20 protein-coding genes are annotated in these 24,975 nt (G+C 63.7%); 14 read left to right on the plus strand and 6 right to left on the minus strand.

What is annotated here, in order from left to right; translation table 11 throughout:
* On the minus strand, positions 1 to 402 hold the full coding sequence (locus ACODTD_RS23745; RefSeq protein ID WP_489105287.1) for a helix-turn-helix domain-containing protein: 402 nt from the start codon (positions 400 to 402) through the stop codon (positions 1 to 3).
* Between the two features lie 249 nt (positions 403 to 651).
* Here ACODTD_RS23745 and ACODTD_RS23750 point away from each other — a divergent pair, with 249 nt between their 5' ends.
* The 7 genes from ACODTD_RS23750 (at position 652) to ycaC (ending at position 7,139) form a co-directional block, all read left to right on the plus strand.
* Positions 652 to 1,635: an MBL fold metallo-hydrolase gene (locus ACODTD_RS23750; protein WP_489105288.1), complete on the plus strand. Its 984-nt coding sequence runs from the start codon at positions 652 to 654 to the stop codon at positions 1,633 to 1,635.
* A 45-nt stretch (positions 1,636 to 1,680) separates the two neighbouring features.
* Entirely contained in the window at positions 1,681 to 2,604 is a 924-nt protein-coding gene (locus ACODTD_RS23755) for a LysR family transcriptional regulator (protein ID WP_011333412.1), read from the plus strand.
* A gap of 317 nt (positions 2,605 to 2,921) precedes the next feature.
* Positions 2,922 to 3,293 (plus strand): DUF6124 family protein, encoded by a 372-nt coding sequence (locus ACODTD_RS23760; RefSeq protein WP_285354553.1) that lies wholly within the window; start codon positions 2,922 to 2,924, stop codon positions 3,291 to 3,293.
* A 230-nt stretch (positions 3,294 to 3,523) separates the two neighbouring features.
* Positions 3,524 to 3,940, plus strand: a complete 417-nt coding sequence (locus ACODTD_RS23765; protein ID WP_074687718.1) for a DoxX family protein — start codon at positions 3,524 to 3,526, stop codon at positions 3,938 to 3,940.
* Complete coding sequence (locus ACODTD_RS23770) at positions 3,933 to 4,559, plus strand: antibiotic biosynthesis monooxygenase (RefSeq protein WP_011333415.1); 627 nt, start codon at positions 3,933 to 3,935, stop codon at positions 4,557 to 4,559. Before ACODTD_RS23765 ends, ACODTD_RS23770 begins: the two co-directional genes overlap by 8 nt.
* Positions 4,560 to 4,604: 45 nt before the next feature.
* Positions 4,605 to 6,443, plus strand: coding sequence for an amidohydrolase (locus ACODTD_RS23775; protein WP_011333416.1), 1,839 nt, complete (start codon positions 4,605 to 4,607; stop codon positions 6,441 to 6,443).
* Between the two features lie 69 nt (positions 6,444 to 6,512).
* A complete protein-coding gene (gene ycaC / locus ACODTD_RS23780; protein WP_011333417.1) occupies positions 6,513 to 7,139 on the plus strand; it encodes an isochorismate family cysteine hydrolase YcaC in 627 nt (208 codons plus the stop codon).
* 58 nt (positions 7,140 to 7,197) lie between these two features.
* On the opposite strand, the gene ACODTD_RS23785 is transcribed toward ycaC, so the two are convergent.
* Together ACODTD_RS23785 and ACODTD_RS23790 are read right to left on the minus strand one after the other, a co-directional pair.
* Positions 7,198 to 8,625, minus strand: coding sequence for a mechanosensitive ion channel family protein (locus ACODTD_RS23785; RefSeq protein ID WP_011333418.1), 1,428 nt, complete (start codon positions 8,623 to 8,625; stop codon positions 7,198 to 7,200).
* A 63-nt stretch (positions 8,626 to 8,688) separates the two neighbouring features.
* On the minus strand, positions 8,689 to 9,705 hold the full coding sequence (locus tag ACODTD_RS23790; RefSeq protein ID WP_007956098.1) for an alpha/beta hydrolase: 1,017 nt from the start codon (positions 9,703 to 9,705) through the stop codon (positions 8,689 to 8,691).
* A 162-nt stretch (positions 9,706 to 9,867) separates the two neighbouring features.
* On the opposite strand from ACODTD_RS23790, the gene ACODTD_RS23795 reads away from it, so the two are divergent.
* Positions 9,868 to 10,767 carry a LysR family transcriptional regulator gene (locus tag ACODTD_RS23795; protein WP_011333419.1) on the plus strand — a complete coding sequence of 300 codons (900 nt, stop codon included), beginning with the start codon at positions 9,868 to 9,870 and terminating at the stop codon, positions 10,765 to 10,767.
* Between the two features lie 149 nt (positions 10,768 to 10,916).
* Here the strand turns inward: ACODTD_RS23795 and ACODTD_RS23800 are convergent, their stop codons facing one another.
* The 3 genes from ACODTD_RS23800 to gspG all read right to left on the minus strand — a co-directional run bounded on the left by ACODTD_RS23800 (position 10,917) and on the right by gspG (position 13,286).
* Entirely contained in the window at positions 10,917 to 11,579 is a 663-nt protein-coding gene (locus ACODTD_RS23800; RefSeq protein ID WP_285354552.1) for a hypothetical protein, read from the minus strand.
* Positions 11,580 to 11,655: 76 nt separating this feature from the next.
* Positions 11,656 to 12,843: a type II secretion system F family protein gene (locus ACODTD_RS23805; RefSeq protein ID WP_007956102.1), complete on the minus strand. Its 1,188-nt coding sequence runs from the start codon at positions 12,841 to 12,843 to the stop codon at positions 11,656 to 11,658.
* Positions 12,844 to 12,857: 14 nt separating this feature from the next.
* Positions 12,858 to 13,286 (minus strand): type II secretion system major pseudopilin GspG, encoded by a 429-nt coding sequence (gene gspG, locus ACODTD_RS23810; RefSeq protein ID WP_011333421.1) that lies wholly within the window; start codon positions 13,284 to 13,286, stop codon positions 12,858 to 12,860.
* 203 nt (positions 13,287 to 13,489) lie between these two features.
* On the opposite strand from gspG, the gene ACODTD_RS23815 reads away from it, so the two are divergent.
* The 6 genes from ACODTD_RS23815 to ACODTD_RS23840 all read left to right on the plus strand — a co-directional run bounded on the left by ACODTD_RS23815 (position 13,490) and on the right by ACODTD_RS23840 (position 24,973).
* Positions 13,490 to 14,101 carry a lytic transglycosylase domain-containing protein gene (locus ACODTD_RS23815; protein WP_011333422.1) on the plus strand — a complete coding sequence of 204 codons (612 nt, stop codon included), beginning with the start codon at positions 13,490 to 13,492 and terminating at the stop codon, positions 14,099 to 14,101.
* A gap of 201 nt (positions 14,102 to 14,302) precedes the next feature.
* A complete protein-coding gene (mnxG, locus tag ACODTD_RS23820; RefSeq protein ID WP_285354551.1) occupies positions 14,303 to 20,128 on the plus strand; it encodes a manganese-oxidizing multicopper oxidase MnxG in 5,826 nt (1,941 codons plus the stop codon).
* A 75-nt stretch (positions 20,129 to 20,203) separates the two neighbouring features.
* Positions 20,204 to 22,126, plus strand: coding sequence for a YncE family protein (locus ACODTD_RS23825; RefSeq protein WP_285354550.1), 1,923 nt, complete (start codon positions 20,204 to 20,206; stop codon positions 22,124 to 22,126).
* A gap of 13 nt (positions 22,127 to 22,139) precedes the next feature.
* Positions 22,140 to 22,790, plus strand: coding sequence for an SCO family protein (locus ACODTD_RS23830; RefSeq protein WP_085613423.1), 651 nt, complete (start codon positions 22,140 to 22,142; stop codon positions 22,788 to 22,790).
* Entirely contained in the window at positions 22,787 to 23,413 is a 627-nt protein-coding gene (locus ACODTD_RS23835; protein ID WP_221615679.1) for an SCO family protein, read from the plus strand. The genes ACODTD_RS23830 and ACODTD_RS23835 overlap by 4 nt, the downstream gene beginning before the upstream one ends.
* Positions 23,414 to 23,422: 9 nt before the next feature.
* Entirely contained in the window at positions 23,423 to 24,973 is a 1,551-nt protein-coding gene (locus ACODTD_RS23840; protein ID WP_285354549.1) for an ABC transporter substrate-binding protein, read from the plus strand.
* The last annotated feature ends 2 nt before the right edge of the window (positions 24,974 to 24,975 follow it).

Below are 24,975 nucleotides of genomic sequence, written 5' to 3' on the forward strand. Positions count from 1 at the left end.
TCAGCGGTTTTTCATGACCTGACAACGCCACGCAAACGGGTTGATCCCTTCGCTGCGGGTGAAGATGTGGCAGAAGTGCGCCTGATCGCAAAAGCCGCACTCCAGGCTGATCTGCGTGAGGCTGTGGTTGGTGTGTTGGATCAACTGCTTGGCTCGGGCAATGCGCTGGGTGCGGATCCAGTCTTGCGGCGAGTACCCTGTGCTGCATTTGAACGCCCGGGAAAAATGGCTGCGCGAGAGTGCGCAGGCGTTGGCCAGTTCGGTGACTTCAAGGCTGTCGCCGAGGCGGTCGAGAATCAGCTGTTTCACCAGCCGTTCCCGTTGCGGGCTGAGGCCGCCGGTGCTGGGCTTGCGGGGTTCGCTGGCAGGGGCGAGGGCGACGGTTTGCTGTGAGTGAGCCATGGCCAAGGTCCGTGTCGGTGGGGAACGCACGGTCAGCGCTTTCCCTCAGGTCAAAAAAACAACGCTGCGCAGAGGGATTCATTGTTTGGCGAGGGGCGGGTGCTGACGAGTTAAACGTTGTTAATTCCACCGTCGGCTGCAACTCAGCACACCGCTGCAAGTCCCCATGACGGGAACCGGGCAGGATGGCGACGATTGGGGGCGGGCCATAAGGGGCCGCAGAATCGGGCTCGGGCGAGGGGGATGCAGATGAAAGATTTGGTACGCGGCGTAATCGGCTTGGCGTTGGTCGGTGTGATGTCCAGCACCATGGCGCAGGCACCGCAGGTCGGCACGCAGGCGCCGGGTTATTTCCGGCTGGCGCTGGGCGATTACGAGGTGACGGCGCTGTTCGACGGCTACAACGATTTGTCGCCGAAGCTGTTGCAGGGCATGAGTCAAAGCCAGATTCGCGCGCTGCTGGCCCGGCGCTCGATTGAAACGCCGGGCGTGCAGACCGCGTTCAATGCCTTCCTGGTCAACACCGGCAAACAACTGATTCTCGTGGATACCGGAGCGGGCCAGTGCATCGGCGCCACCGCCGGCCAGCTCTCGGCGAACATGCAGGCAGCGGGTTACAAGCCTGAGCAGGTCGACGCGATTCTGCTGACGCACCTGCACCTGGATCACGTCTGTGGGCTGGTCGACGGCCAGCAACGGCCGATCTTTGCCAATGCCACGGTTTATGCAGCCAAGGCCGAAGCCGATTACTGGCTCGATCCGCAGGCCGAGGCCAAGGCGCCGGCCGGTGCCCGGGAGTTTTTCAAGATCGCCCAGGATTCCACTGCGCCTTACGTGGCGGCCGGGCGCTTCAAGACGTTCGCAGAGGGCCAGTCGCCTTTGCCGGGTGTGGTCGTAGCCACACTGGAAGCCGGGCACACGCCGGGCAGCACCACCTACCGCTTCACTTCGCAGAACCAGAGCATCGTGTTCATGGGCGACCTGGTGCACAACCTGGCGGTGCAGTTCGACCACCCGGAGGTGTCGATCCGCTTCGACGTCAACGGTCAGCAGGCGATCAAGAGTCGTAACGCCGTGTTCAGTGCAGCGGCGGCCAGCAAGACCTGGGTCACGGCCGCGCACTTGCCATTCCCGGGCATCGGCCACATCACGGCGGTCGACAAGCACTTCCAGTGGGTGCCGGTCGAATACGGCCCCTACAAACGCGCGGCCAAAGTGCCGCTGATCGAGTAAAGTTCCCACCTTTCACGTCAGGCTAAAACAAGGAAAACGTGCCCCATGAACCGTAACGATCTGCGCCGCGTCGACATGAACCTGCTGGTGATTTTCGAAGCGCTGATGTTCGAAAAGAACCTGACCCGCGTCGCCGAAAAACTGTTCATGGGCCAACCGGCGGTGAGCGCGGCGCTGGGGCGTCTGCGCGATCTGTTCGATGATCCGCTGTTGCTGCGCAATGGCCGGGGCATGGAGCCGACGGCGCGGGCGCTGGCGATTCTCCAGGAGCTGCAACCGGCGATGGACGTGATTTCCGGCGCGGTCAGCCGGGCCAAGGAATTCGATCCGGCGACCAGTTGCGACGTGTTTCGCATCGGCTTGTCGGACGATGCCGAATTCGGTCTGTTCCCTCCGCTGCTGCGCCAGTTGCAGGAAGAAGCGCCGGGGATTGTCGTGGTGGTACGTCGCGCCAATTACCTGCTGATGCCGGGGTTGCTGGCATCGGGAGAAATTTCTGTCGGCGTGAGCTACACCACCGATCTGCCGGCCAACGCCAAACGCAAGAAATTGCGCGACATTCCCTGCAAGGTCCTGCGTGGCGACAATCGTCCGGGCCCGCTCACGCTTGACGAGTATTGCGAGCGCCCGCATGCGATGGTCTCGTTCTCCGGAGACCTGAGCGGCAACATCGACATGGACCTGGCCAAGGTTGGCCGCAGCCGCCGTGTGGTGCTTGGTGTGCCGCAGTTCAGTGGATTGCGCGCGCTGCTGGCGGGCACCGAGATGATCGCCACCGTGCCGGATTATGCGGCGTGTGCGTTGGTGGAAGGGTGTGCGTTGCGGGCTGAAGATCCGCCGTTTCCGATTGATGCGGCGCAACTGTCGATGGCGTGGAGCGGGGTGCATGACAACGACCCGGCAGAGAAATGGCTGCGTTCGCGGATCAGTCAGTTCATGTCGGTGACGCTGGATATTCCGGCGGTTTAGCGCGGTGTTGAAAGGCGTTTAAGGTTACTTCCGGTAAGCCACAACGCCTTGCGCCTTTGCCTACGTGTACGCCAGAATCCGCCGGCTTGTGCGCCTTGGGGTTGGGTCTTATCGTTTCCGGGTCGCTGACGAATCAGCGATCGGGTCTCGCAGCCCGCGATCTCTGGACGCACAACATCCTCCGGTTTTATGGCGGCTGTACGTGGGAGACCCTCGGGTCTGCCGGTTCTAGAGTCCCGGTCTGCGACCCGCGTATGGCTGCCACCCCTTCGTATCGCAGCGAATCGTGGCAGCTCAATGACTCTGGAGATGCAAGCATGATCAAACCCACGCCAAACCCGCCTGAAACCGACACAACCTCGCCCTACGAAACCCTCGACTCCAAGAAATTCCACGAAGCCGCCGAGCGCGCCCTCGACCATTACCTCAATCCGCTGCTCCCCCGAAAACCGCTGCTCAAACCCAACACCCGCTACCTCATCGCCCCCGGCATCGACAGCGAAGAACTGCTGGCGGACGCCTGCGAAACCCTGACTTCGGCCAAAATCATGGCCACCGACTTCGCCGGGCTGGTGGACGGCCCGCAGCGGCATGTGCTGCTGGGGATCGCGCAATTGATCATGCTGGGTGAGCTGGCGGTGAACCGGGCGCTGGATAATCTGGAGTTGAAGACTGAGGCGCCGCTGTAGCCTGCTCAGTTTCACTGATCGTTCCCACGTCGAGGCGTCGAACCGTCCGCGTTGGAATGCAGCCCGGGACGCTCCGCGTCCCAAAGAGCGGACGCAGAGCCTCCATTGAGGCATTCCCACGCAGAGTGGGAACGATCGACGGTGGTCTCAAAAAGAGAGCACACCCATCCAATTTCCCCCCCGGTCAATCGTTGCACCATTGCCTGCAATGATTGATCAAGGGTGGGCCCATGAACGCTGTACAACGCAATGACCAGGCGCAAGATCTCGGCCTGCTGTTTCTGCGGGTCGCCGGCGGACTGTTTCTGCTGTTCGTCCACGGCTTGCCCAAGCTGCTGGACTTCACCGCGCAGCTGCAACTCATCGAAGATCCGTTTCACCTCGGTGCCCACCTCACTTTGATTCTGGCGATCTTCGCCGAAGTCCTCTGTCCGCTGCTGATCGTCGCCGGGGTGCTGGCGCGTCTGGCGTGCTTGCCTATTCTCTTTGTGCTGCTGGTGGCGCTGCTGCTTGTGCATCCGCAATGGAGTGTGGCCGAAGGGCAGTTCGGCTGGTTGCTGTTGATCCTGTTTACCACTGTTCTGATCGCCGGGCCGGGACGGCTGGCGCTCAATGTTCGTTTGCCCGGAGTGCTCCGTTATGCCTGATGCCCAGACCCCGAAAAAACCGGGACCCGAAGAAACCGTGACGCTGATCGTAAAGCACCGGGTCAAGGCCGGTTTCGAACAGCCGTACGAAGCGTGGCTGCGCAATATCGTCAGCGTGGCGGGGCGCGAAGAAGGGCATCTGGGCGTGGACGTGATGCGCAGCCAGCAGGGCGGGCTCGCGCTGTTCACCTGCGTGCTGCGTTATTGCTCGACCGACGCGATGCAGCGCTGGCTCGACTCGCCGCAGCGTCAGAAACTGATCGATGAAGCCGCGCCGATGCTCGCCGACGGCGATCAGACCGAAGTCAACGCAGCCAACGAATTCTGGTTCACGCCGACGGCCGAGGCCGGATCGCCGCCACCACGCTGGAAGCAGGCCGTGGTGACGCTGCTGGTGATCCTGCCGCACACCTTGCTGGTGCCGCTGATCTGGGGGCCGTTGCTGCAACTCAATGCGTTCCTGTCCAACTACGTGGTCGCCACGTTCCTGATCACCCTGACCATCGTGGTATCGGTGGTCTACGTGTTCATGCCGCCGGTGACCCGTCTGTTCGCGCCGTGGCTGGAAGCCGGTCAGTCACACAAACACCTCGAATCCAATGCCAATCCGCCGCGCTGAAGCGGCGGGTCCGGGCTCCGTTTCACTTATCTCGAAGGAACTGCGATGAACGCCGATCTGATTCTGTTCAATGGCCAATTTCATACGGTAGACCGCGAAAAACCCCTCGCCAGCGCCGTGGCAATCAAGGACGGGCGCTTCGTCGCCGTCGGTAACGATGCCGAGGCGATGGCGCTCAAGGGCGCCGGCACTCAAGTGGTCGACCTCAAGGGCCGCTGCGTGATTCCCGGCCTCAATGACTCGCACTTGCACTTGATCCGTGGCGGTCTGAACTACAACCTCGAACTGCGTTGGGAAGGCGTGCCGTCGCTGGCTGATGCGCTGCGCATGCTCAAGGATCAGGCCGACCGCACACCGACCCCGCAATGGGTGCGCGTGGTCGGCGGCTGGAACGAATTCCAGTTCGCCGAAAAACGCATGCCGACCCTCGAAGAAATCAACCAGGCCGCGCCGGACACCCCGGTATTCATCCTGCACCTGTACGACCGTGCGTTGCTCAACCGCGCTGCGTTGCGCGTGGCCGGTTACACCCGCGACACGCCGAACCCGCCGGGTGGCGAGATCGTGCGCGATGCCAACGGTAACCCGACCGGCATGCTGGTGGCGCGGCCGAACGCGATGATCCTGTACTCGACGCTGGCCAAGGGGCCGAAGCTGCCGCTGGAGTATCAGGTCAACTCGACCCGTCAGTTCATGCGCGAACTCAATCGGCTCGGCCTGACCAGCGCCATCGATGCCGGCGGCGGTTTCCAGAACTATCCGGACGACTATCAGGTGATCGAGCAACTGGCCAAAGACGACCAGTTGACCGTGCGCATCGCCTACAACCTGTTCACCCAGAAGCCGAAAGAAGAGCTGACCGACTTCCAGAACTGGACCGGCAGCGTCAAGTTGCATCAGGGCGATGACTTCCTGCGCCACAACGGCGCCGGGGAAATGCTGGTGTTCTCGGCAGCGGACTTCGAAGACTTCCTCGAACCGCGCCCGGACCTGCCGCAGACCATGGAACAGGAGCTTGAGCCGGTGGTGCGCCACCTGGTCGAGCAGCGCTGGCCGTTCCGTCTGCACGCCACCTACAACGAATCGATCAGCCGCATGCTCGACGTGTTCGAGAAGGTCAACCGCGACATTCCGTTCAACGGTTTGCCGTGGTTCTTCGATCACGCCGAAACCATCACCCCGCAGAACATCGAGCGGGTGAGGGCACTGGGCGGCGGCATTGCGATCCAGGATCGCATGGCCTTTCAGGGCGAATACTTCGTTGACCGTTACGGCAAACAAGCCGCCGAAGCCACGCCACCGATCAAACGCATGCTCGCCGAAGGCGTGCCTGTCGGCGCGGGCACCGATGCCACCCGCGTGTCGAGCTACAACCCGTGGACTTCGCTGTACTGGATGGTCAGCGGTCGCACCGTTGGCGGTCTGGCGCTGTACGAAGAAGGGTTGCCACGCAGCACCGCGCTGGAACTGTTCACCCATGGCAGCGCCTGGTTCTCGTCCGAACAGGGCAAGAAGGGCCAGATCAAGGTCGGGCAACTGGCGGACCTGGCAGCGCTGAGCGCGGACTTCTTCAGCGTCGAAGAAGAAGCGATCAAGTGGATCGAGTCGGTAATGACCGTGGTCGGCGGCAAGATCGTGTACGCCGCCGGCGACTTCGAAGACCTCGGCCCACGTTCATTGCCGGTGCTGCCGGACTGGTCGCCGGTAGTGAAAGTCCCTGGCCACTGGCGCCCGAATTCGCCCTTGCAGGCCCAGGTTCATCAGTGCAGCGGCCCGTGCGCAGTGCATACCCACAGCCATGAAAAAGCGCGGATGTCGAATGCGCCGGTCAGCGATTTCGCCGGTTTCTGGGGCGCGTTCGGCTGCTCCTGCTTCGCGTTCTGATCCTTTTGAAAAAGCGCCGCTCTGTGTGAGCGGCGCTCCCCGCAACAACCATCCATCGAGGAGTTTCACATGAGCAACGTTCCTTACAAACGCTTGAACAAAGACGATGCCGTTGTGCTGTTGGTCGACCACCAGACCGGTCTGATCTCGCTGGTGCAGGATTTCTCGCCGAACGAGTTCAAGAACAACGTGCTGGCCCTGGGCGACATCGCCAAGTTCTTTAACCTGCCAACCATCCTCACCACCAGCTTCGATTCCGGCCCGAACGGCCCGATCGTGCCTGAGCTGAAAGAGCAATTCCCGGACGCACCGTTCATTGCCCGTCCTGGCCAGATCAACGCCTGGGACAACGAAGACTTCGTCAAGGCCATCAAGGCTACTGGCCGCAAGCAACTGATCATCGCCGGTGTGGTGACTGACGTGTGCGTGGCGTTCCCGACCCTGTCGGCCATCGCTGAAGGCTTCGAAGTGTTCGTGGTCACCGACGCTTCCGGCACCTTCAACACCACCGTGCAACAAGCGGCGTGGGCGCGTATGTCGGCTGCCGGCGCACACCTGCTGAACTGGTTTGCTGTGGCCTGCGAGCTGCAGGGTGACTGGCGCAACGACATGGAAGGCTTGGCGAATCTGCTGTCGCAGCGCCTGCCGAACTACCGCAACCTGATCAACAGCTACACCAAGTTCACTGCCAAGTAAGCTTGTAACGAAGAGGCCCGCCAAAATGGCGGGCCTCTTTTTGCCTTCAGAAAAGGGCTCAGCGCTTTTGCAACCAGCCCAGAAATCCACCTTTTTTCACCGGTGCCGGTTTGGCCATCAACGCCAGCCGACTGTTCTGCTGCCTTACCGCCTGCAACTTGTTCAACGCCCGACCCACTTCACTGCGCTGTTCCATGCACTGGCGAGTCAGGTTCTTGTCGAGGCGATAAATGATCGAAGACGTCAGTGCGGTGAACGTCGCTTGCGAAGGCGTATCCGCCAGAATGCTCTGCTCGCCCATGACCTCGCTCGGCCCCATGCGCCCGGCCTCGGTGAAGCCGTTGCCGTCCGGAACGCTGGCGCTGACCACGCCGGTGGCGATCACGAACAGGCTGTCCGGCACTTCCTCCAGATCGAGCACCACCTGCCCGGCGCTGTACTGCTGCGCGACCATCGACTCGGCGAGGCGATCGCGTTCCTCATGGCTCAGGGAGCGGAAGATTTTCACTTCATCGAGCAACGCGCGGGCGCGGGTCGAAGGTTCGATCACACCGTCCGGGTGCCGCGAAATACCGGCCGCTTCGAGATGGCGGTGGGCGAGGTCGAACAGTTGATTGCGCACCTCGCTTTTCTTGCCCAGTTCGGCGATGAATCCGCTGGCCACGTATTCCGACATTTCGTCGCCGGCCTCTTTCAGCACCGCTTTCGGTGCGGGCGTCAGCAACAGACTGCTGCTGCCTTGCAGCGTGCGCTCGAGGGCGTCGAGCACTCGGCGCGGGCGAATGTGGTTCGGCACCTTGATGCTGATCGACACGCCGTGCAGGTTGTTCGGGCGGCTGAGGTTGACGATCTTGGCCTTGGCCGCCACCGAGTTCGGCACCACGGCCAGAGTGCCGGTGCTGGACAGCAGGTGCGTGGCACGCCAGTTGATGTCGAGCACCTTGCCTTCGACACCATCGATGACCACCAGATCATCTACCTGATACGGCTTGGTGGTGTTGAGCACGATGCCGGAAAACACGTCGGCCAAGGTGCTTTGCAGCGCCAGACCAATGACGATCGCCACCACCCCGGAAGTCGCCAGCAGGCCTTTGACCGGCAGATCCAGCACATAACCGGCCGCTGCGACGATGGCCGCCAGAAACACCAGCGCACCGATCACGTCCTGCAACAGACGACCGCTGTGGCCGATGCGGCGCATCAGGATCAGGCCGATGACTTCGGTCAGCACCCGCGCGGCGTACAGCCACCAGAGAATGCCCAGTGCCGTCGCTCCGAGTTGCGCCACCGGGTCGTCGGCAAACAGCGGCGCCTGCAACGGGCTGACGCCGGCGTTGATGGCCAGCGCGTTGAAGGCCAGGAACAGCACCAGTCGCACGGCGACCCGTTGCGCGCGATGCTTGAACGGTGCGAGGTGCCAGAGCAAGGTGTCGAGCACCAGCAGCAGAGCGCTCCAGGACAGCAGGTGGGCAGAAAAAAGGCTCATGAGGTGAACTCCGGCGGACACAAAAGAAAACGCCACACCCGAAGGTGTGGCGAGTGGCTGGACTCAGTTCAGGTGGGTCTTGAGTTCTGCCGCAGCCTGGCGCACGGCGGCCTTCACCTCAGGAATACCGTTCAGCGGGTTGAGCAGGCCGAAGTCGTGAATCATCCCGTTGTAGCGCACCGAGGTCACCGGCACGCCAGCCGCGTCGAGGTGGCGGGCGTAGCCTTCGCCTTCGTCACGCAGCACGTCGAACTCGGCGGTCTGCACCAGCGCGGCGGGCAGGCCCTTGAGCTGTTCGGCGCTGGCGTTGAGCGGCGAGGCATGGATCTGCGCACGCTCGGCCGGGTTGGTGGTGTAGTTGTCCCAGAACCACTGCATCATGCCCTTGGTCAGGAAGTGGCCCTCGGCGAATTGCTGGTACGAGCCGTTATCGAACCCGGCGTTGGTCACCGGCCACATCAGCAACTGGAAGCGCAGGGCCGGGGTTTTCTGTTCCTTGGCCATCAACGCCACGACCGCCGCCATGTTGCCGCCGACGCTGTTGCCGGCCACCGCCAGACGCTTGCCGTCGACACCGATGTCCTTGCCGTGCTCGGCCACCCATTTCGTCGCGGCGTAAGCCTGATTGATCGCGGTCGGGTACTGCGCTTCCGGCGACGGCGTGTAATCGACGTACACCGCCACCGCGCCAGAGCCCACCACCAGATCACGAATCAGGCGTTGGTGCGTCGGGAAGTCGCCCAACACCCAGCCGCCACCGTGGAAGAACATGAACACCGGCAACTCGCCTTTGACCTTGGCTGGACGCACCACCTTCAGGTTGATCGTCTGGCCGTCGACCTTGATCGCCTTGTCGCTGACTTCAACGCCGGACAGGTCAACCTTCACCGAAGCCTGGGCGCCGGTCAGCACCGCACGGGCGTCTTTCGGGCTCAGTTGCTCGAGCGGTTTGCCACCGCCGGCGGCGAGGGCGTCGAGGAAGGCCTGAGTGTTGTGTTCGACGCCAGTGCTTTCGGCGGCGAAGGCGTTGCCGATGGACAGGGCGAGCAGGGAAGCGGCGAGGGTTTTCTTGATGTTCATGTGCAATTCCTTTTTAAGTCGTTTGAGTTTTTGTATGCCTTGGGATCGGGCTGCTGTGGCGCTGGGCTTCAGGCCTCAGCAACACCGTGAGCACAGATTAATGAGGTGCCGGAAAGTGAAAAAGCGGCTATAAAGCGTTTAACTGTCAACCAGGGAGTGACAATGAACCCGTTCGAAGACATGCGTATTTTTTGCCAGGTGATGGACTCCGGCAGCTTCACGGCGGCGGCCGATCAGTTGGGCCTTTCCAAGCAGTTCGTCAGCCGTCGGTTGATGCAACTGGAGGAGCGCCTCGGCGTGCGATTGCTCAACCGTTCGACCCGGCGCCTGGACGTGACGCCGCTGGGCCAGAGCTATTACGAGTCGGCGCTGCGTTTGCTCGGTGAAGTCGAGTCGGTGGAGCAGGGCATCGCCGGGCAGACTGCCGAGCCGCGCGGGGCGATTCGCGTGAGTGCGCCGCTGTCGTTTGCGTTGGCCCATCTGGGCTGTCTGCTGCCGCCGTTTCTGCAGCGTTATCGCGAGGTCACGGTGGAGGTGGACTTGAGCGACCGGCCGGTGGATCTGCTGGGCGAGGGTTACGACCTGGCGCTGCGTATCGGCGTGCTGGAAGACTCGACCCTGATCGCCCGACGCATCGCGTCAATCGAGCGGGTGTACTGCGCCAGTCCTGCTTATCTGGCCGAGCGCGGTGCGCCGGTCAGACCGGAAGATCTGCTGGGCCACGACTGTCTGCCTTACGGCCACGGTCGTTCGGTGCAGTGGCGGTTCAACGCGGGGCAGGGCAAGCCGCTGCTGGTGAATGTCACCGGGCGGATGCGCGTCAACAACGGTGAGTTGCTGCGGGATGCGGCGGTGGCGGGGATGGGGATTACTTATCTGCCGACGTTCATCGTTGGCGCGGCGCTGAAGGATGGGCGGCTGGTGCCGGTGCTGGACGAGTTTCGGCCGGAACCGCTGACGCTGTCGGCGGTGTACCCGCAGCATCGTCAGGCATCACGGCCGGTGCAGGCGTTGATCGAGTTTTTGCGCGAGCGGCTGGATCAGAATCATGTCGCTCTCTAGGTTTTTTGGTGAACTGGTGGGCACCGATGAGCCCTGTGGGAGTCGGGCTTGCCCGCGATAGCGGTGGGTCAGTCAGTGATGCTTTAACTGACCAGGCCTCATCGCTGGCAAGCCAGCTCCCACAGGAATTGCGGTGCTTTCAGTTCGGGTCAGTTGGCGCGCTTGTCATCGCCAGGCTCGCCGCCGACATGCACACCGCGATCATCGCCCGGTTGGCCGGCTGCATGCAGGCCATGGTCATCACCGATTTCACCGGCACGATGTACGCCATGGTCATCGCCGACTTCACCAGTGCGGTGTACACCATGGTCATCGCCGATTTCACCAGCGCGATGCACGCCATGGTCATCGCCGACCTCTCCGGCCCGATGTACACCATGGTCGTCGCCGGGTTCAGAATGCGTGCCGCTGCGGCCCGATGACGCCGTGTTGCCGGAATGGCCCGAGCCGTGGTCACTGCCGCTGTGGCCACTGTTGCCACCGCCGCCACTGCCGCTGTTGCCGCCACTGCCGCTGCCGCCGTGACCACCACCATTGCCACCGCTGCCGCCGCCTCCATTACCGCCACCACCGCCACCGCTGCCGCCGCCTCCATTACCGCCACCACCGCCTCCGCTACCGCCCCCTCCATTACCGCCGCCACCCCCACCGTTACCACCGCCGCCGCCCCCCCCGCCGCTTCCTCCACCACCACTTCCCCCTTCCTTGGCCTGAACACTCGATACCCCGGACAGGTTGTCCGGAATCAGTACGGTAGACGCCGACAGGACTGCGCCGATGGCCATTGCGAGCACGAGCTTTTGAATGTGCATATCGTTCTCCGTCTTTGTTGTCTTGATTGGGAACGTGGATGTGGCTTGTTGCGTGTGATCCGACCCGTTCCCGAGGTCAGTGGATACTCGAAGCCAGTTCGAAGATCGGGATGTACATCAGGATTACGATCACCCCGATCAACAGGCCGATGAAAGTCATGAGCAGCGGTTCGAACAACCTCACGAACCACTCGATCCAGCGGCTGATTTCCTCGTCGTAGAAATCGGCGCTGCGTTCCATCATTTGCCCGAGGTTGCCGGACTGCTCGCCAGCGCGCAGCAGGCGCAGGGACACGGGCGTCACCAGCCGGTTGAGCTCAAGGGCAGTGGACAACGATTGCCCCTCGCGCACCCGCTCGCAGGCCTGGTCCAGCCGAGCTCGCGAGGCCACGGTGAGCAGGCCACGCACCATGCCCATGGCGGTCACCAGCGGAATTCCGCCTTGCAGCAGAATCCCCAGTGACCGGTAAAACCGTGCCAGCTCATACATGAAAATCCGCTGGTGCACGGCAGGCAGTTTCTCCACCAGCCGATCCAGCCCACGGCGAAACGCCGGTTGTTTCTGCAGCACGGCGAGGGCGATGACGATTGTCGCCAACAGGCCGAAAAACTCACCCTGATGCGCATGCAAAAACATGCCGCTGCTCATCAGGATCTGCGACAGCCACGGCAGGTTCGAGCCCAGTCCTTCGAACACCAGGCTGAAGCGCGGCACCACATAGCCCATCAGAAACAGCACCACGCCACCGCCGACCACCAGCAACAGCAGCGGGTAGATCGAAGCGCTGACGATCTTCTGCCGCACCTCGTCCATGCGCTGGCGATAGCTCACGTAACGGCCCAGCGCATCGCCGACCGCGCCGGTCTTCTCGCTGGACTGTACCAGCGCCACGTACAACGGCGGGAACACCGCCGACAACTGGCCGAGCGCCTGGGAGAACGATTTGCCCTCGTACAGCAGCCGCACCAGCTCACTCAAGGTTTTGCGGGCGGCGGGGGCGGTTTCTTTTTCGGCCAGGCTCTCCAGCGCATCGATCAGCGGCAGGCCGGCGTTGAGCAGGGTAGTCAGTTCCTGGCTGAACAGCACCAGGTTGAAGGTTTCTCGCTTGCTCAGGCGCAACGAACGCCAGTGCCTCTCGGCGTGCAGGCTGACCACACGCAAGCCCTGATCCTCGGCGATGCGCCGCGCTTCGCTCTGGCCGGGCGCCTCGACGCTCAGCGACACCACCCCGGCCTTGCCCACTGCTTTGAGTTGAAATCGCATGCCGTGAGCTCCGCTTATTGCCAGTTGGTGACTTCGGCGTTTTCGCCTTCGCCGCCGGGCTGGCCGTCCTTGCCCATCGAGAGCAGGTCGTACTCGCTGTTTTCGCCGGGATAGCGGTAGGTGTAGTTACGCCCCCACGGATCCTGCGGCAGTTTTTTCTGCAAGTACGGGCCGGTCCATTTGGCTTCGTCGCTCGGTGCGGTCACCAGCGCCTGCAAGCCCTGTTCGGTGGACGGGTAGTGGCCGACCTCCAGTCGATAGAGATCCAGCGCCTTGCTCAGGCCTTCGATCTGCGCCTTGGCGACCTTCACCTCGGAACGCCCCAGCTGGGCGAAATATTTGGGCGCGACGATCCCGGCCAACAGGCCGAGCACCACCAGCACCACGAGCAATTCGAGCAGGGTGAAACCGCGTTGGGCACGCGGACGAAATTGCAGCTTCATGATGACCTCCCGTGAGTGGCAGCCGTGTTGCCACAAGGGCTTATGCAATTGCCATGCTCAGCCTCCGATAAATTCGGCTGTCGGGCTGGAGCCCTTGTATTACGGGCTTTTCCAGAGTCGGCACAGTGCTTGCGTACGGCTGATCAACGACGGGTCAGTGGGGCATTTCCCCCAATTTTTCGGGGCCTGTCAGGGGAGGCCCAATGATCCATTCATTCACTGCAGGACTGCTCGGCTGCGTGCTGTCGGTCGGTGTCGCGCAAGCCGATGTCTTCGTTTCCATGGACGCCAAGGGCAGCTACGTGCTGTCCAACGTCCACCGTCCCGGACGCACTTACGAGCGGGTGATTCGCGAGTCCGATGCGCCGCTGGTCAGCCTTGACCGGCAACCGCAATTGATCGCCAACCAGCCCTACGCCGAGCTGGTGTCAGCGGCGGCCAGCGCCAATCACCTGCCCGAGGCTTTGCTGCACGCGGTGATCAAGTCCGAATCCAATTACAACCCCGGTGCCACCTCGCCCAAGGGCGCCGGCGGACTGATGCAATTGATGCCCGACACCGCCCGCGAGCTGGGGGTGAAAGATGTCTACGACCCCAAGGCCAACATCCAGGGCGGGGCCAAATACCTCAAGCGCCTGATGACCCTGTTCGACAACGACATCGCCCTGGCCGTAGCGGCCTACAACGCCGGGCCTGACGCGGTGCTCAGCCGCGGCCGGGTGATTCCTCCGTTCGCCGAAACCCAGCGCTATGTCCCGAGCGTGCTGCGTCAGTACCGGCGCCTGCAGGGGCTGGCGGTGGATGCACCGTTGTAAAGGATGTCCCCGGTTTCCCCACTTTCGGGGCAAACCCGAGGGCCCGGAAAAGTGGGGAAACGGGTGGGGAATATCCCCCGGATTCTCAAGTGACCTGTGTAACCGTTTGAGTTGGAACGACATTTTTTGTGGCACGCGGATTGCTCCAAGGGGTTTATCGAGAATCGTTCCCTGTGAGCACCCACTACGAGGTTTCCGATCATGGTTGGCATTCACCACGCTCCGCCCCTGTTGAACTGGCTGCTGTTGCTGGTCTCGATGCTCAGTGTCGAACTGGCCAGCGCCGCCGTGCGCTGCGAGCGCAATCTGGTGGCCAATGTGGTCGCCTTCGATCAACCGCTGATGTTCAACCGCCTCGGTGCGCAAAATGCCAACGGCATGATGTACGCCCTGCGCCGTGATGTGGTCGATGAGCACGATGTCTCGCTGGCCTATGGCGGCAGCGCGGTGCCGGGGAAGGTGTCGCTGCGTGCGGACAAGCGTCCACGGCCGCTGGTGCTGCGGGTGGCCGCCGGTGATTGCCTGACGATCAACCTGCAGAACCTGCTCGATTACCAGGCCAACCCGAACAAGCATTTCGAAGGGCCTGAAGGCGAGGAGGGCACCGTGAACCCCGGTGGCGCCGATGCCTTCAAGGTCGACGAGCAGGTCGCCGACCGCCATGTCGGCTTCCAGGTCAACGGCCTGCAAGCGGTGAACAGTATCGACGACATTTCCTCCTACACCGGGCGTAACGCCAACACCCTGGTGCCGCCGGGCGCGAGCCGTTCGTACGTGCTGTACGCCGAGCGCGAAGGGGCGTTTGCCGTCAGCAGCCGTGGTGCGACATTCGGCGGGGAAGGCGCGGCCGGCAACACCGCCAATGGCCTGTTCGGTCAGGTCGTGGTGGTGCCGAAGTCGGGACGCACCTATCGCAATACCCTCACCGAAGAAGAAATGCGTCTGGCCACCACCGGCCGCACACCGGCCGGTCACCCGATCGTCGATTACCAGGCCCGCTACCCGCAGCGCGAACCGTGGCTGCGTGAAGGCAAGGCCGGCACGCCGATCATCAGCATGGTCGACGGCAACGAAATCATCTCCAGCGAAAGCGATGCAATTGTCATGGGCAGCAACGCCGATGGCAGTTTTGCGCCCAGCACCTATCCGCTGGAATCGGTGGGCAAACGTAACCCGGCGATCCCCAACCGCCTCGAGCCGTTTCGCGATTTCGCTTCGCAGTTCCAGGACGAAACCGCTGCCACCCAGGCATTCCCCGCCTACTGGGCCGACCCGGTCATGGCCCATGTGCTGGAGCCGACCCGCGACTCGTTCATGATCAACTACGGTTCCGGCGGCATGGGCGCTGAAGTGGTCGCCAACCGCCTCGGCGTGGGGCCGATGCACGACTGCCTGTCGTGCGCCTACGAAGAATTCTTCCTCAGCTCGCACACCGTCGGCGACGTGGCGATGCTGGTGGACGTGCCGGCCAACACCGGGCTCGAGAACATCGCCCCCGGCCAGACACCGAGCGCCGATCAGGTCGGCGTCAAGGCCACCATGGCCCTGTATCCGTCGGAGCCGTCGAACGTCAACCACAGCTACATCGGTGACTTCGTCAAATTCCGCAATACCCACAACGGCCACGAGCAGCACATTTTCCACCTGCACGGCCATCAGTGGCTGTTCAACCCCAACGACGACAACTCCGATTACGTCGATGCCCAAGGCATCGGTCCGGGCGCCGGCTATACCTACGAAATCGCCAACGGCGGCTCCGGCAACCGCAACCGGGTGGCCGGTGATGCGATCTATCACTGCCACTTCTACCCGCATTTCGCCCAGGGCATGTGGTCGATGTGGCGGGTGCACGATGTGTTCGAGGAAGGCACCCGGCTGGAAGTCTCGCAACAGGGTGCCGATGGTTATCACAGCGAACCTTACGCACTGCGCAGCGGTAAACCGGCCGCCGGTGCACGGGCCTTGCCGGATGGCGAGATCATTGCCGGCACGCCCATTCCTGCCGTCGTGCCGCTGCCCGGCAAAGCCATGGCGCCGATGCCGGGCAAAGTGGTGGTGGTGCCGAAAATCGGCGAAACCCTGGTCGCCGGTAACGATGACGACGATGAGGGCGATGACGACGGCGAACACCACGGTGGTAACGGTGAATCGCAAGCCATCGGTTCGCTGGCACTGGTCGATCGCAGCGAAGCCAACCGCAACGCCGACGGCAGCCTGAAAAACCCTGGCTATCCGTTCTGGATCGGCGGCATGGAAAGTTCGGTGGGTCAGCGTCCGCCAACCCCACCGCTGGACATGCTCGACGCGGCCACCGCGCAATCCTTGAAAGCCAGCGGCAAAGCGCTGTGGGCCAACCTTGACCCGAATCAGTCCGGCGGCTGGGATGGCGGCTTGCAGCGTCACGCCCTCGACGGGGTGGCGGCCGGAGGCGCGGCGCACACCGTGACCACCTCGCTGGACTTCTCCAAGGAAGTCACCCGCGCCAAACCGATTTACCTGCCCGAAGAGGGCACCGAAGTGGAACAGGCGGCGATGGCGTTCCACGCGAAAAAGGATCACCCAAGCTTTGCCTTGCTGCCCGGCAATCAGATCGTGGCCAAGGCCTTCCGCACCAACGGCGCCTTGCCGATGGCCGGCGCGCCGTACTACGAACCGTGCATGGACGACCGGCAAAAGCGCCTGACCAGCAGCGCCGGCAGCGGTGAATTCGCCAGCGGCGACCGGCTGGACGGCATGTCTTTCGTCGGCGCCTCGACCTTCACCGCCGACCGGCCACGGATCTACAAGGCCGCCAACATCCAGTTCGATGCGGTCTACAACAAGGTCGGTTATCACTTCCCGCAAGCCCGGATTCTGGCGTTGTGGGAAGACGCCTGGCCGGTGATCACCAAGCAGCGTCCGCCAGAGCCGCTGGTGATGCGCATGAACACCTTCGACTGCGTGCAATACCAGCAAACCAACCTGGTGCCCGCCACCTACGAGATGGACGACTATCAGGTGCGCACGCCGACCGACGTGATCGGCCAGCACATTCACCTGCCGAAGTGGGACCTGACGGCTGCCGACGGTTCTTCCAACGGCTGGAACTACGAGGACGGCGTGCTCTCGCCCGGTGCTGTTCAGGAACGCATTCACGCGATCCGCGAATTCAACCAGTGCGCAGGCAGCGATCCGCGCGACGGCACCCAGGCGTGCCCGAAAGCCAAGGCGCATCCGTTCTTCGGTCAGTTCGGGCGCAGTGACTGGATGGGCGCGCGCACGGCCATGCAACGCTGGTTCGTCGACCCGGTGGTCAACGCCAAGGGCGTGGATCGTGGGCTGGGCACCATCTTCACCCACGACCACCTCGGCCCATCGACTCACCAGCAGATCGGGCTGTATGCCACGGTGCTGGCGGAACCGGCCGGTTCCACCTGGTTCCACGCCGAAACCGGCGAGCCTCTGTACAGCGGCGCGCGCCAGGACGGCGGGCCGACCTCGTGGCAGGCGGTGATCAACACCGGCGACCTCGACGGCGACGGCAAGAACGACAGCTTCCGTGAGTTCTTCCTCGAATACAGCGACTTCCAACACGCGTATGAAGCCGGTGTGTACGTGGGCGCCGGCCCCAACGGCGTGCCGAATCCGCAAGCCTTCCCGGCCACCGCCGACAGCTTCCGCTACGCGATCAACCCGCCGGTGCGCAACAACGCCAGCACTCTGCTCGAAGGCGTATTGGAAGTGCAGGGCGGTCAGGTGCCGGGCTGCCCGAGCCGGCCTTGCCCGCAAGCGATCTCCGTGGATGATCCGGGCATGTTCGTCGTCAACTATCGCAACGAGCCGCTGGCCCTGCGGGTCTACGACCCGAACAAGGTCGGTCCGGACGGCAAGCGCGGCATGCAGGCCGACGGCCTCGGCGGCGATCTGGCCTATGCCATGCAAAGCCGTACGGACCGGGCGATCCCGGCGATGAACCTGGCGCCGAACCTGGTGACGGCTGCCACCGGCCCGACCGGCGGCACCACGCTGTTCCCGCCGCACATCAACAAGGGTGGCAGCGAACCGGGCGATCCGTTCACCCCGATGCTGCGCACCTACACCGGCGACAACGTGCGTCTGCGGGTGCATGCCGGCGGCCACGAGGAAGAGCACAACGTCACCCTGCACGGCGTGAAGTGGCTGCAGAGCGGTTCCGGTTTCGGCAACAGCTCCAACTCGGGCTGGCGTGCCTCGCAGATGATCGGCATCTCCGAACAGATGGGCTTCATCGCACCGGTGTCGATGCTGTCCAGCTCTGCGGCGACCACCGGTGACTATCTGTACTCGATGGACGCTTCGATCGAAGGCTACTGGAGCGGGATCTGGGGCGTGATGCGCAACTACACGGCCAAACGCAATGACTTGTTCGCCATCCCCAACAACCCGAATCCGGCCGGCATGCGCAACACCGTGGCGTTCGAAGGCAGTTGCCCACGGATCAGCGCCAACCCCAACGGCATCGGCACCCGGCCGACGGTGCAGCGCAACTATGAAGTGGTGGCGGCGCTGGCCAACGACATCCTCGGCAATTCGCTGGGCCTGAGCATCGGCGATTCGGCCGGGCTCGGTCAGCATGTCGGCGGGCCGCTGAATCCGGCGGGCGGCACCCTGGTGCTGAACTCGCGCACGGTGAGCATCCCGCAGGTCACGGTCACTGATCCGGAAGACGGCGAGACCATCACCATTGGTGGTCAGAGCGGGCCGCTGCATGATCCGACGGCGATCCTGTACGTGCGCAAATCCGACCTCGATCCGGTCAGCGGCAAGCTCAAACCCGGCATTCCGGTCGAACCGCTGGTGCTGCGCGCAGCGGCCGGGGACTGCATCAACATCACCCTGGAAAACCGTCTGCCGAGCGTGATGCCGGACCTGACCCAGACTGCGGTGATGCAAGGCATGGTCAAGCGCGACCGCAACAGCGGCCTGGGCTCGACCACCTTCAGCAACAACCTGATGCGGCCATCCAGCCACGTGGGGTTGCACGCCCAGCTGCTGGCCTACGACATCACCAAATCCGACGGCACCAACGTCGGCGCCAACCCGACCCAGACCGTGCCACCACGGGTTGGCAGCAGCGGCGCCTACCCGACCCGTACCTATCAGTACTACGCCGGGCACCTGGAGCGTGAAGGCAAACCGGTCACGCAACTGGGCCGCAGTGTCGACAACATCAACGCCACGGCCGTGGAGTTCGGAGGCCTGAACTTCACCCCGGCAGATGTGATCAAGCAACCGCAAAAAGGTCTGGGTGGGGCGATGAGCATCCTGCCGATCGGCGCGACCTGGGTCGACGATGCGCGCAAGGTCAACGCCACGGTCACCGCACCGGGGCAGACGACTTACCGCGACTTTGCGATGGTCTGGCACAAGGCGCTGAACACCCGCTGGGCCAATGGCCGGCCGGTCGAAGGCATCGCTGCCGAGGGCTTCGGTGTGCCGACCGATCCGCAGGACAACTCGAGCATGGCCATCAACTACAAGACCGAACCGCTGTGGTATCGCTTCGGCCTCGCTCCGGATGCGCCGTTCGGCCATGCCGATGGCGCGGGTTACGGCGACATGACCAACGCGCACATGGCCTACAGCAATGCGCTGGTGGGCGGCGATCCGCAGACGCCGGTGCTGTATGCCAAGCCGGGTCAGCCGTTCCGCACGCACATCCTGATGCCGAGCGGCGGCAGTCGCGGCACGACGTTCCAGCTCGACGGACACGTCTGGTCGCTCAACCCGTTCCAGGCCGAGAAGAGCGACACCGGTGGCTACCCGATGGGCACGCCGGGCGTGGGTTCGGTGCGCTTCGGCTACAACCCGATGTCGATGTACATCGGCGCTCACGAAAGCATCCTGCCGGCGGCGCACTTCAGCTTCATGATCCCGAGCGCCGGGGGCAGCAACGCGATACCGGGGGACTACCTGTTCCGCGATTACGCCGCCTATGGCAACACCTCGGGGCTGTGGGGATTGCTGCGGGTGACCAATGAGCCGGAGCCGGCGCCGCCTGCTCAGTAGGTGCCAATGCGCGACCTGTGGGAACCGGTGAACCCGCTCCCACAGGTAGGGACAGGATTTGTAGGGGAGAGCGACATGAACAGGATCATCAACATCATCGGCGTCTGCCTGCTGGCGATGGCCGGCGCGCTGCTCACGCTGAGCGAGATTGCCCTGGCGCAAACCGGCGCCGGGCAGGTGCTGACCCGCGACGGCGTATCGATCGCCTTCGATCTGAAGCCGCTGGCCAGCGACGGCCAGCTGCGTGAGGGCGAGTTTGCCGACGTGCAGTTTCGCGTCACCGACGGCGCCTCCGGCCAGCCGTTGTCCGGTGTGGCGCCGGGGGCGTGGATCGATCCGCAAGCCCTTGCCGCCGATCAGGCCCAGGGCCGTGACCAGAGCTGCAAGTCGCGGGTCGGCACGTTCCTCAAGTCCAACATCGGCGCGCGGCCGCTGCTCGACCTCAACAGCTATTTCCTGCTGGTGATGAACCGCGATGCCAGTGTTTCGGTGGTTGATCCGTCCGTCTCGGTCGGCGGCATTACCAGCACCCTGGCGCGGATCGAACTCAAGCAATCGCCGATGGACTGGGTCACGCCCAAGGACAACAAAAAGGTCTTCGTGTCGATGCCGACGGCGGGGGAAGTGGCGGTGATCGACAGCGAGCAATTCAAGGTCATCGACTCGGTGGCCGCCGGCAGCCAACCGGTGCGGGTCGCCCTGCAACCGGACGAGCGCCTGCTGTGGGTCGGCAACAACGCGAGCAAGGCTGAAGAATCCGGGGTCACGGTGATCGATACCCAGAGTCTCAAGCCGCTGAAACACCTGGCGACCGGTCGCGGCCACCACGAAATCACCTTCAGCAAGGACAGCCGTTTCGCCTTCGTCAGCAACCGCGACGACGGCACCCTGAGCGTCATCGACGTCGCCAGCCTGAGCCTGCTGCAACAGATCAAGACCGGCTCCAGCCCGTTGTCGGTGGCGTATTCGCCGTTGTCCGGCGCGGTGTACGTGGCCGATGGCAAGGACGGCACCGTCACCGTGATCGACAGCAACAGCCGCGCCGTACGCCGGGTGATCAAGCTGCAACAGGGCCTCGGCCCGATGGACTTCAGCGCCGACGGCCGTTTTGGCGTGGTGCTGAACACGGTGGAAAACCGCGCCACAGTCATCGACGCGGCCAACGATTCGGCGATCCATGACCTGGAGGTTTCAGCCGAACCCTATCAAGTGGTGTTCACCCAGGCCTATGCCTACGTGCGCGGACTGGCCTCGCCGAAAGTCACCATGATCAACCTGTCTTCGCTGGGCGAAGGGCGTCAGCCGATTACTCAGGGTTTCGAAGCCGGGCCGCAGCCGCCACGGCTGGCCGGGGATTTGCCGCTGGCGTCAAGCCTTGCGGTATCGCGCGATGACAACGCGGTGTTCGTGGTCAACCCGGTGGACAACACCACCTATTTCTACGCCGAAGGCATGAACGCGCCGATGTCCGGTTACCCCAACCGGGGGCAAATCGCCCGCGCCGCGCTGGTGATCGACCGCAGCCTGCGCGAAGTGTCGCCGGGGCTCTACAGCGCCCGGGTCAAGCTGCCAGCGGCGGGGCGCTTCGACGTGGCGTTCCTGCTCAACCAGCCGAACATCATTCATTGCTTCACCGCCCAGGTAGCGTCCGACGGCGCGCCGGAAAAACACCTGGGGGCGGCAAAAGTCGAGTTCCTGCTGGACAAGACCGCCGTGGCCCTCAACGACCCCTACGTGGTGCGGTTCCGCATCGTCCAAGGCAAACAGAAGACCCAACGCAGCGGCGTGACCGACGTGCAGTTGCGCTACTTCCTCGCGCCGACTTCCCGGCCCCGTGAAGTGGCGGCACTGGAAGTCGCCGACGGCGTGTACGAAGCACCGGTGACCCTCGACCGCAGCGGCGCCTGGTACCTGCACGTGCGCGCGGCCTCGCTGGGCGCCGGTTTCGACGACAAGACCTTTGCCAGTGTCCGGGTGCTGCCCGGCCAGACTCAGTGACGAGGAAACGACCATGAACCGATTTGCATCCCGTGGCCTGCTGACCCTGTGCCTGTTGGCCGTCGGTATCCAGCAGGCCAGCGCCCACTCGGCGGACGAGCATGCCGGCCACACCGCACCGGCCGCCAACAGCCAGGAACACGCCCAGGTCAAATTCGCCGACGTGCCGCTGCTTGACCAGAACGGCAAGACCGTGCACCTGGAGCAGGATCTGGTGCACAACAAAATCGTGGTCATGAGTTTCATCTACACCAGTTGCACCACGGTCTGCCCGGTGGTCTCGTCGATCATGGGCAAGGTGCAGAAACAGCTCGGTGCCCGGGTCGGCACCGAAGTGCAACTGGTGTCGATCAGCATTGACCCGCAGCGCGACGACCCGAAACGCTTGCAGGATTACGCCCGCACCTTCCAGAAAGGCCCCGGCTGGAGCTGGCTGACCGGTTCGCCGCAATCGATCAGCGCCACGCTCAAGGGTCTGGGCAGTTTCAGCGGCGACTTCAAGAATCACCAGCCGCTGATCCTCGTCGGTGACGGCAACAGTCGCCACTGGACGCGCTATTACGGCTTCACCGACCCGGCATTGCTGGCCAAGGAAGTCGAGAAACTCAGCGGCCTGCGCACCCACGCCAAACACACCGCGATTGCCATGGAGCAACAGCCATGAGAACCCTGGACTGGCTCACCCTGACGGTGTGTTTCTGGATTTTCAGCGCCATGGCCCTGGCTCACGAAGGCCACGAACAGCCCACACCGGCACCGGCCAGCGCTGCGCCCGCACCGGCCAAAGGCACCCACGACGCGAAAACCTGGTTCACCGACACCCCGTTGCTCGACCAGCACGGCGACGTCCAGCGTTTCTACAGCGATGCGCTGCACAACCGCGTGGTGCTGCTCAATGTGATTTTCACCAGTTGCAATGACGCCTGCCCGCTGATCACTCGCAAGCTCAAGGAAGTCCGTGAGCTGCTGGGCGACAAGGCCGACGGCATCACCTTCATTTCCCTTACCAGTGATCCGCTGCGCGACACGCCGGCGGTGCTCAAGGCTTACACCTTGAAGCAGGGTGCCGATGACCCTCACTGGCTTTTCCTTACCGGCGACAAGGCGCAGATGGACCTGGTGCTGGGCCGCATCGGTCAGATCGTGCCGACGCCCGAGCAGCACTCGACCCAGTTGATCGTCGGCGATGTGGCCAACAAACGCTGGAGCAAAATCCGTCCCGACGCCCCGGCCGCCGCCATTGCCCAGCGCTTGCAGCTGCTGACAATGCCCGTGGCCGGCCGCTGAGTCCGCGCCATGAACCTCGGCCGCGTCCTCGCCCTGATCCTGCTCGCTGGCGTCAGCCTCGGCGCGGCCGCGTTGCCGCTGACCGATGAGGAAAGCGCCGGCAAGCGTCTGTACCGCGAAGGCCTGTCCGCCAGCGGCGAGCCGATCATGGCGCGGGTCGGGGCGGCGGATGTGTTGCTGCCGGCCACCAGCCTGCCGTGCGCCAACTGCCACGGCGCCGACGGTCTCGGCCGGCCCGAGGGCGGGGTGCGTCCGCCGGAACTGAACTGGTCGCGGCTGACCAGCATCCACGGTCAGCAACAGGTCAACGGGCGCAACTACCCGGCCTACACCGACAGCAGTCTGGCGCGGGTGATTCAGCAGGGCCGCGACCCCGGTAACAATCGCCTTGACCCGAGCATGCCGCGCTTCCTGCTGTCGATGAAGGATCAGCGCAATCTCACGGCTTACCTCAAACGCCTGGCCGATGACCGCGATCCGGGGCTCGATGACCAGACCTTGCACTTGGGCACCTTGCTGCCCAGCCAGGGGCCGCTGGCCGAGGAGGGCGCCACCATCGCGGCGGTGCTCAACGGCAGTGTGGCGCGGATCAATCAGGCCGGTGGCATTCACGGTCGGCAGTTGCGCCTGACCGTGGCCGATCCCGGCCCGGATCGCGCCAGCGCCGAACAGGCCCTGCAACGGCTGATCGAGGAAGAGCAAGTCTTTGCCCTGATCGCGCCGCTGGCCCCGGCGCTGGACAGCGAACTGGCGCCGCGTCTGGAGCAGTCCGGCGTGCCGCTGATCGGGGCCCTGTCGTTGCTCGGCCCGGTGCAGGCCAGCCCACAGATTTTCGAACCGCTGCCGGGCCTGCGTGAGCAACTGATCGCATTGGCCGACTACGCCACCGCCAGTTTGCGAGTGCTGCAAGGGCCGACGCTGATTGCCTATCCCGATGACCCGGCGCAGGTGCTGGCGGCGCAGACCCTCGGCCGCTATCTGCAGGAACACGGCTGGGAAAAAGTCCATCTGCAGGCCTACGACCCGGCGGCGGACAGCTTGCCGCTGGGCTCGCGCTCAGTGTTCTACCTCGGTAGCGGCGGAGGTTTCAGTCGGCTGGCGGCCGGATTGCAGAATGCCGGGCAGGTGCCGTACCTGTTTGCTGCGTCGAGCCAAGTGGCGGGGGATCTGCTGCAAGTGCCGGAGGGTTTTTCCCGGCGGGTGTTTCTGGCGTATCCGTTCGTGCCCAGCGACTGGACCCAGGCCGGGCGCATGGCCCTGACGCTGTTGCGCGAGCATCAAGGCCTCGGCGCCCAGCACGCGGTGCTGCAAGTCGGCGCCTACGCCTCGATGCTGTTGTTCAGCGAAGGCATGAAGCAGGCCGGCCGCGACGCCAGCCGCGAAAAACTGGTGGCGGCGCTCGAAGGCCTGCATGACTTCGACACCGGCCTGACCCCGCGCCTGAGCTTCGGCCCCGGCCGACGATTGGGCCTGAGCGGGGCGCACGTGGTCACCGTTGACTTGCCCGACCAGCGTTTTTATCTGGTCGCTCCCTACAAACCGATTATTGCCACGCCCTGACC

It is taken from the genome of Pseudomonas sp. FG35 (assembly GCF_057809295.1).

Excerpts from the sequence above, each read along its gene's own strand:
- ACODTD_RS23745 (WP_489105287.1), bottom strand. The coding sequence starts at position 402 with ATGGCTCACTCACAGCAAACCGTCGCCCTCGCCCCTGCCAGCGAACCC.
- ACODTD_RS23750 (WP_489105288.1), top strand. The coding sequence starts at position 652 with ATGAAAGATTTGGTACGCGGCGTAATCGGCTTGGCGTTGGTCGGTGTG.
- ACODTD_RS23755 (WP_011333412.1), top strand. The coding sequence starts at position 1,681 with ATGAACCGTAACGATCTGCGCCGCGTCGACATGAACCTGCTGGTGATT.
- ACODTD_RS23760 (WP_285354553.1), top strand. The coding sequence starts at position 2,922 with ATGATCAAACCCACGCCAAACCCGCCTGAAACCGACACAACCTCGCCC.
- ACODTD_RS23765 (WP_074687718.1), top strand. The coding sequence starts at position 3,524 with ATGAACGCTGTACAACGCAATGACCAGGCGCAAGATCTCGGCCTGCTG.
- ACODTD_RS23770 (WP_011333415.1), top strand. The coding sequence starts at position 3,933 with ATGCCTGATGCCCAGACCCCGAAAAAACCGGGACCCGAAGAAACCGTG.
- ACODTD_RS23775 (WP_011333416.1), top strand. The coding sequence starts at position 4,605 with ATGAACGCCGATCTGATTCTGTTCAATGGCCAATTTCATACGGTAGAC.
- ycaC (WP_011333417.1), top strand. The coding sequence starts at position 6,513 with ATGAGCAACGTTCCTTACAAACGCTTGAACAAAGACGATGCCGTTGTG.
- ACODTD_RS23785 (WP_011333418.1), bottom strand. The coding sequence starts at position 8,625 with ATGAGCCTTTTTTCTGCCCACCTGCTGTCCTGGAGCGCTCTGCTGCTG.
- ACODTD_RS23790 (WP_007956098.1), bottom strand. The coding sequence starts at position 9,705 with ATGAACATCAAGAAAACCCTCGCCGCTTCCCTGCTCGCCCTGTCCATC.
- ACODTD_RS23795 (WP_011333419.1), top strand. The coding sequence starts at position 9,868 with ATGAACCCGTTCGAAGACATGCGTATTTTTTGCCAGGTGATGGACTCC.
- ACODTD_RS23800 (WP_285354552.1), bottom strand. The coding sequence starts at position 11,579 with ATGCACATTCAAAAGCTCGTGCTCGCAATGGCCATCGGCGCAGTCCTG.
- ACODTD_RS23805 (WP_007956102.1), bottom strand. The coding sequence starts at position 12,843 with ATGCGATTTCAACTCAAAGCAGTGGGCAAGGCCGGGGTGGTGTCGCTG.
- gspG (WP_011333421.1), bottom strand. The coding sequence starts at position 13,286 with ATGAAGCTGCAATTTCGTCCGCGTGCCCAACGCGGTTTCACCCTGCTC.
- ACODTD_RS23815 (WP_011333422.1), top strand. The coding sequence starts at position 13,490 with ATGATCCATTCATTCACTGCAGGACTGCTCGGCTGCGTGCTGTCGGTC.
- mnxG (WP_285354551.1), top strand. The coding sequence starts at position 14,303 with ATGGTTGGCATTCACCACGCTCCGCCCCTGTTGAACTGGCTGCTGTTG.
- ACODTD_RS23825 (WP_285354550.1), top strand. The coding sequence starts at position 20,204 with ATGAACAGGATCATCAACATCATCGGCGTCTGCCTGCTGGCGATGGCC.
- ACODTD_RS23830 (WP_085613423.1), top strand. The coding sequence starts at position 22,140 with ATGAACCGATTTGCATCCCGTGGCCTGCTGACCCTGTGCCTGTTGGCC.
- ACODTD_RS23835 (WP_221615679.1), top strand. The coding sequence starts at position 22,787 with ATGAGAACCCTGGACTGGCTCACCCTGACGGTGTGTTTCTGGATTTTC.
- ACODTD_RS23840 (WP_285354549.1), top strand. The coding sequence starts at position 23,423 with ATGAACCTCGGCCGCGTCCTCGCCCTGATCCTGCTCGCTGGCGTCAGC.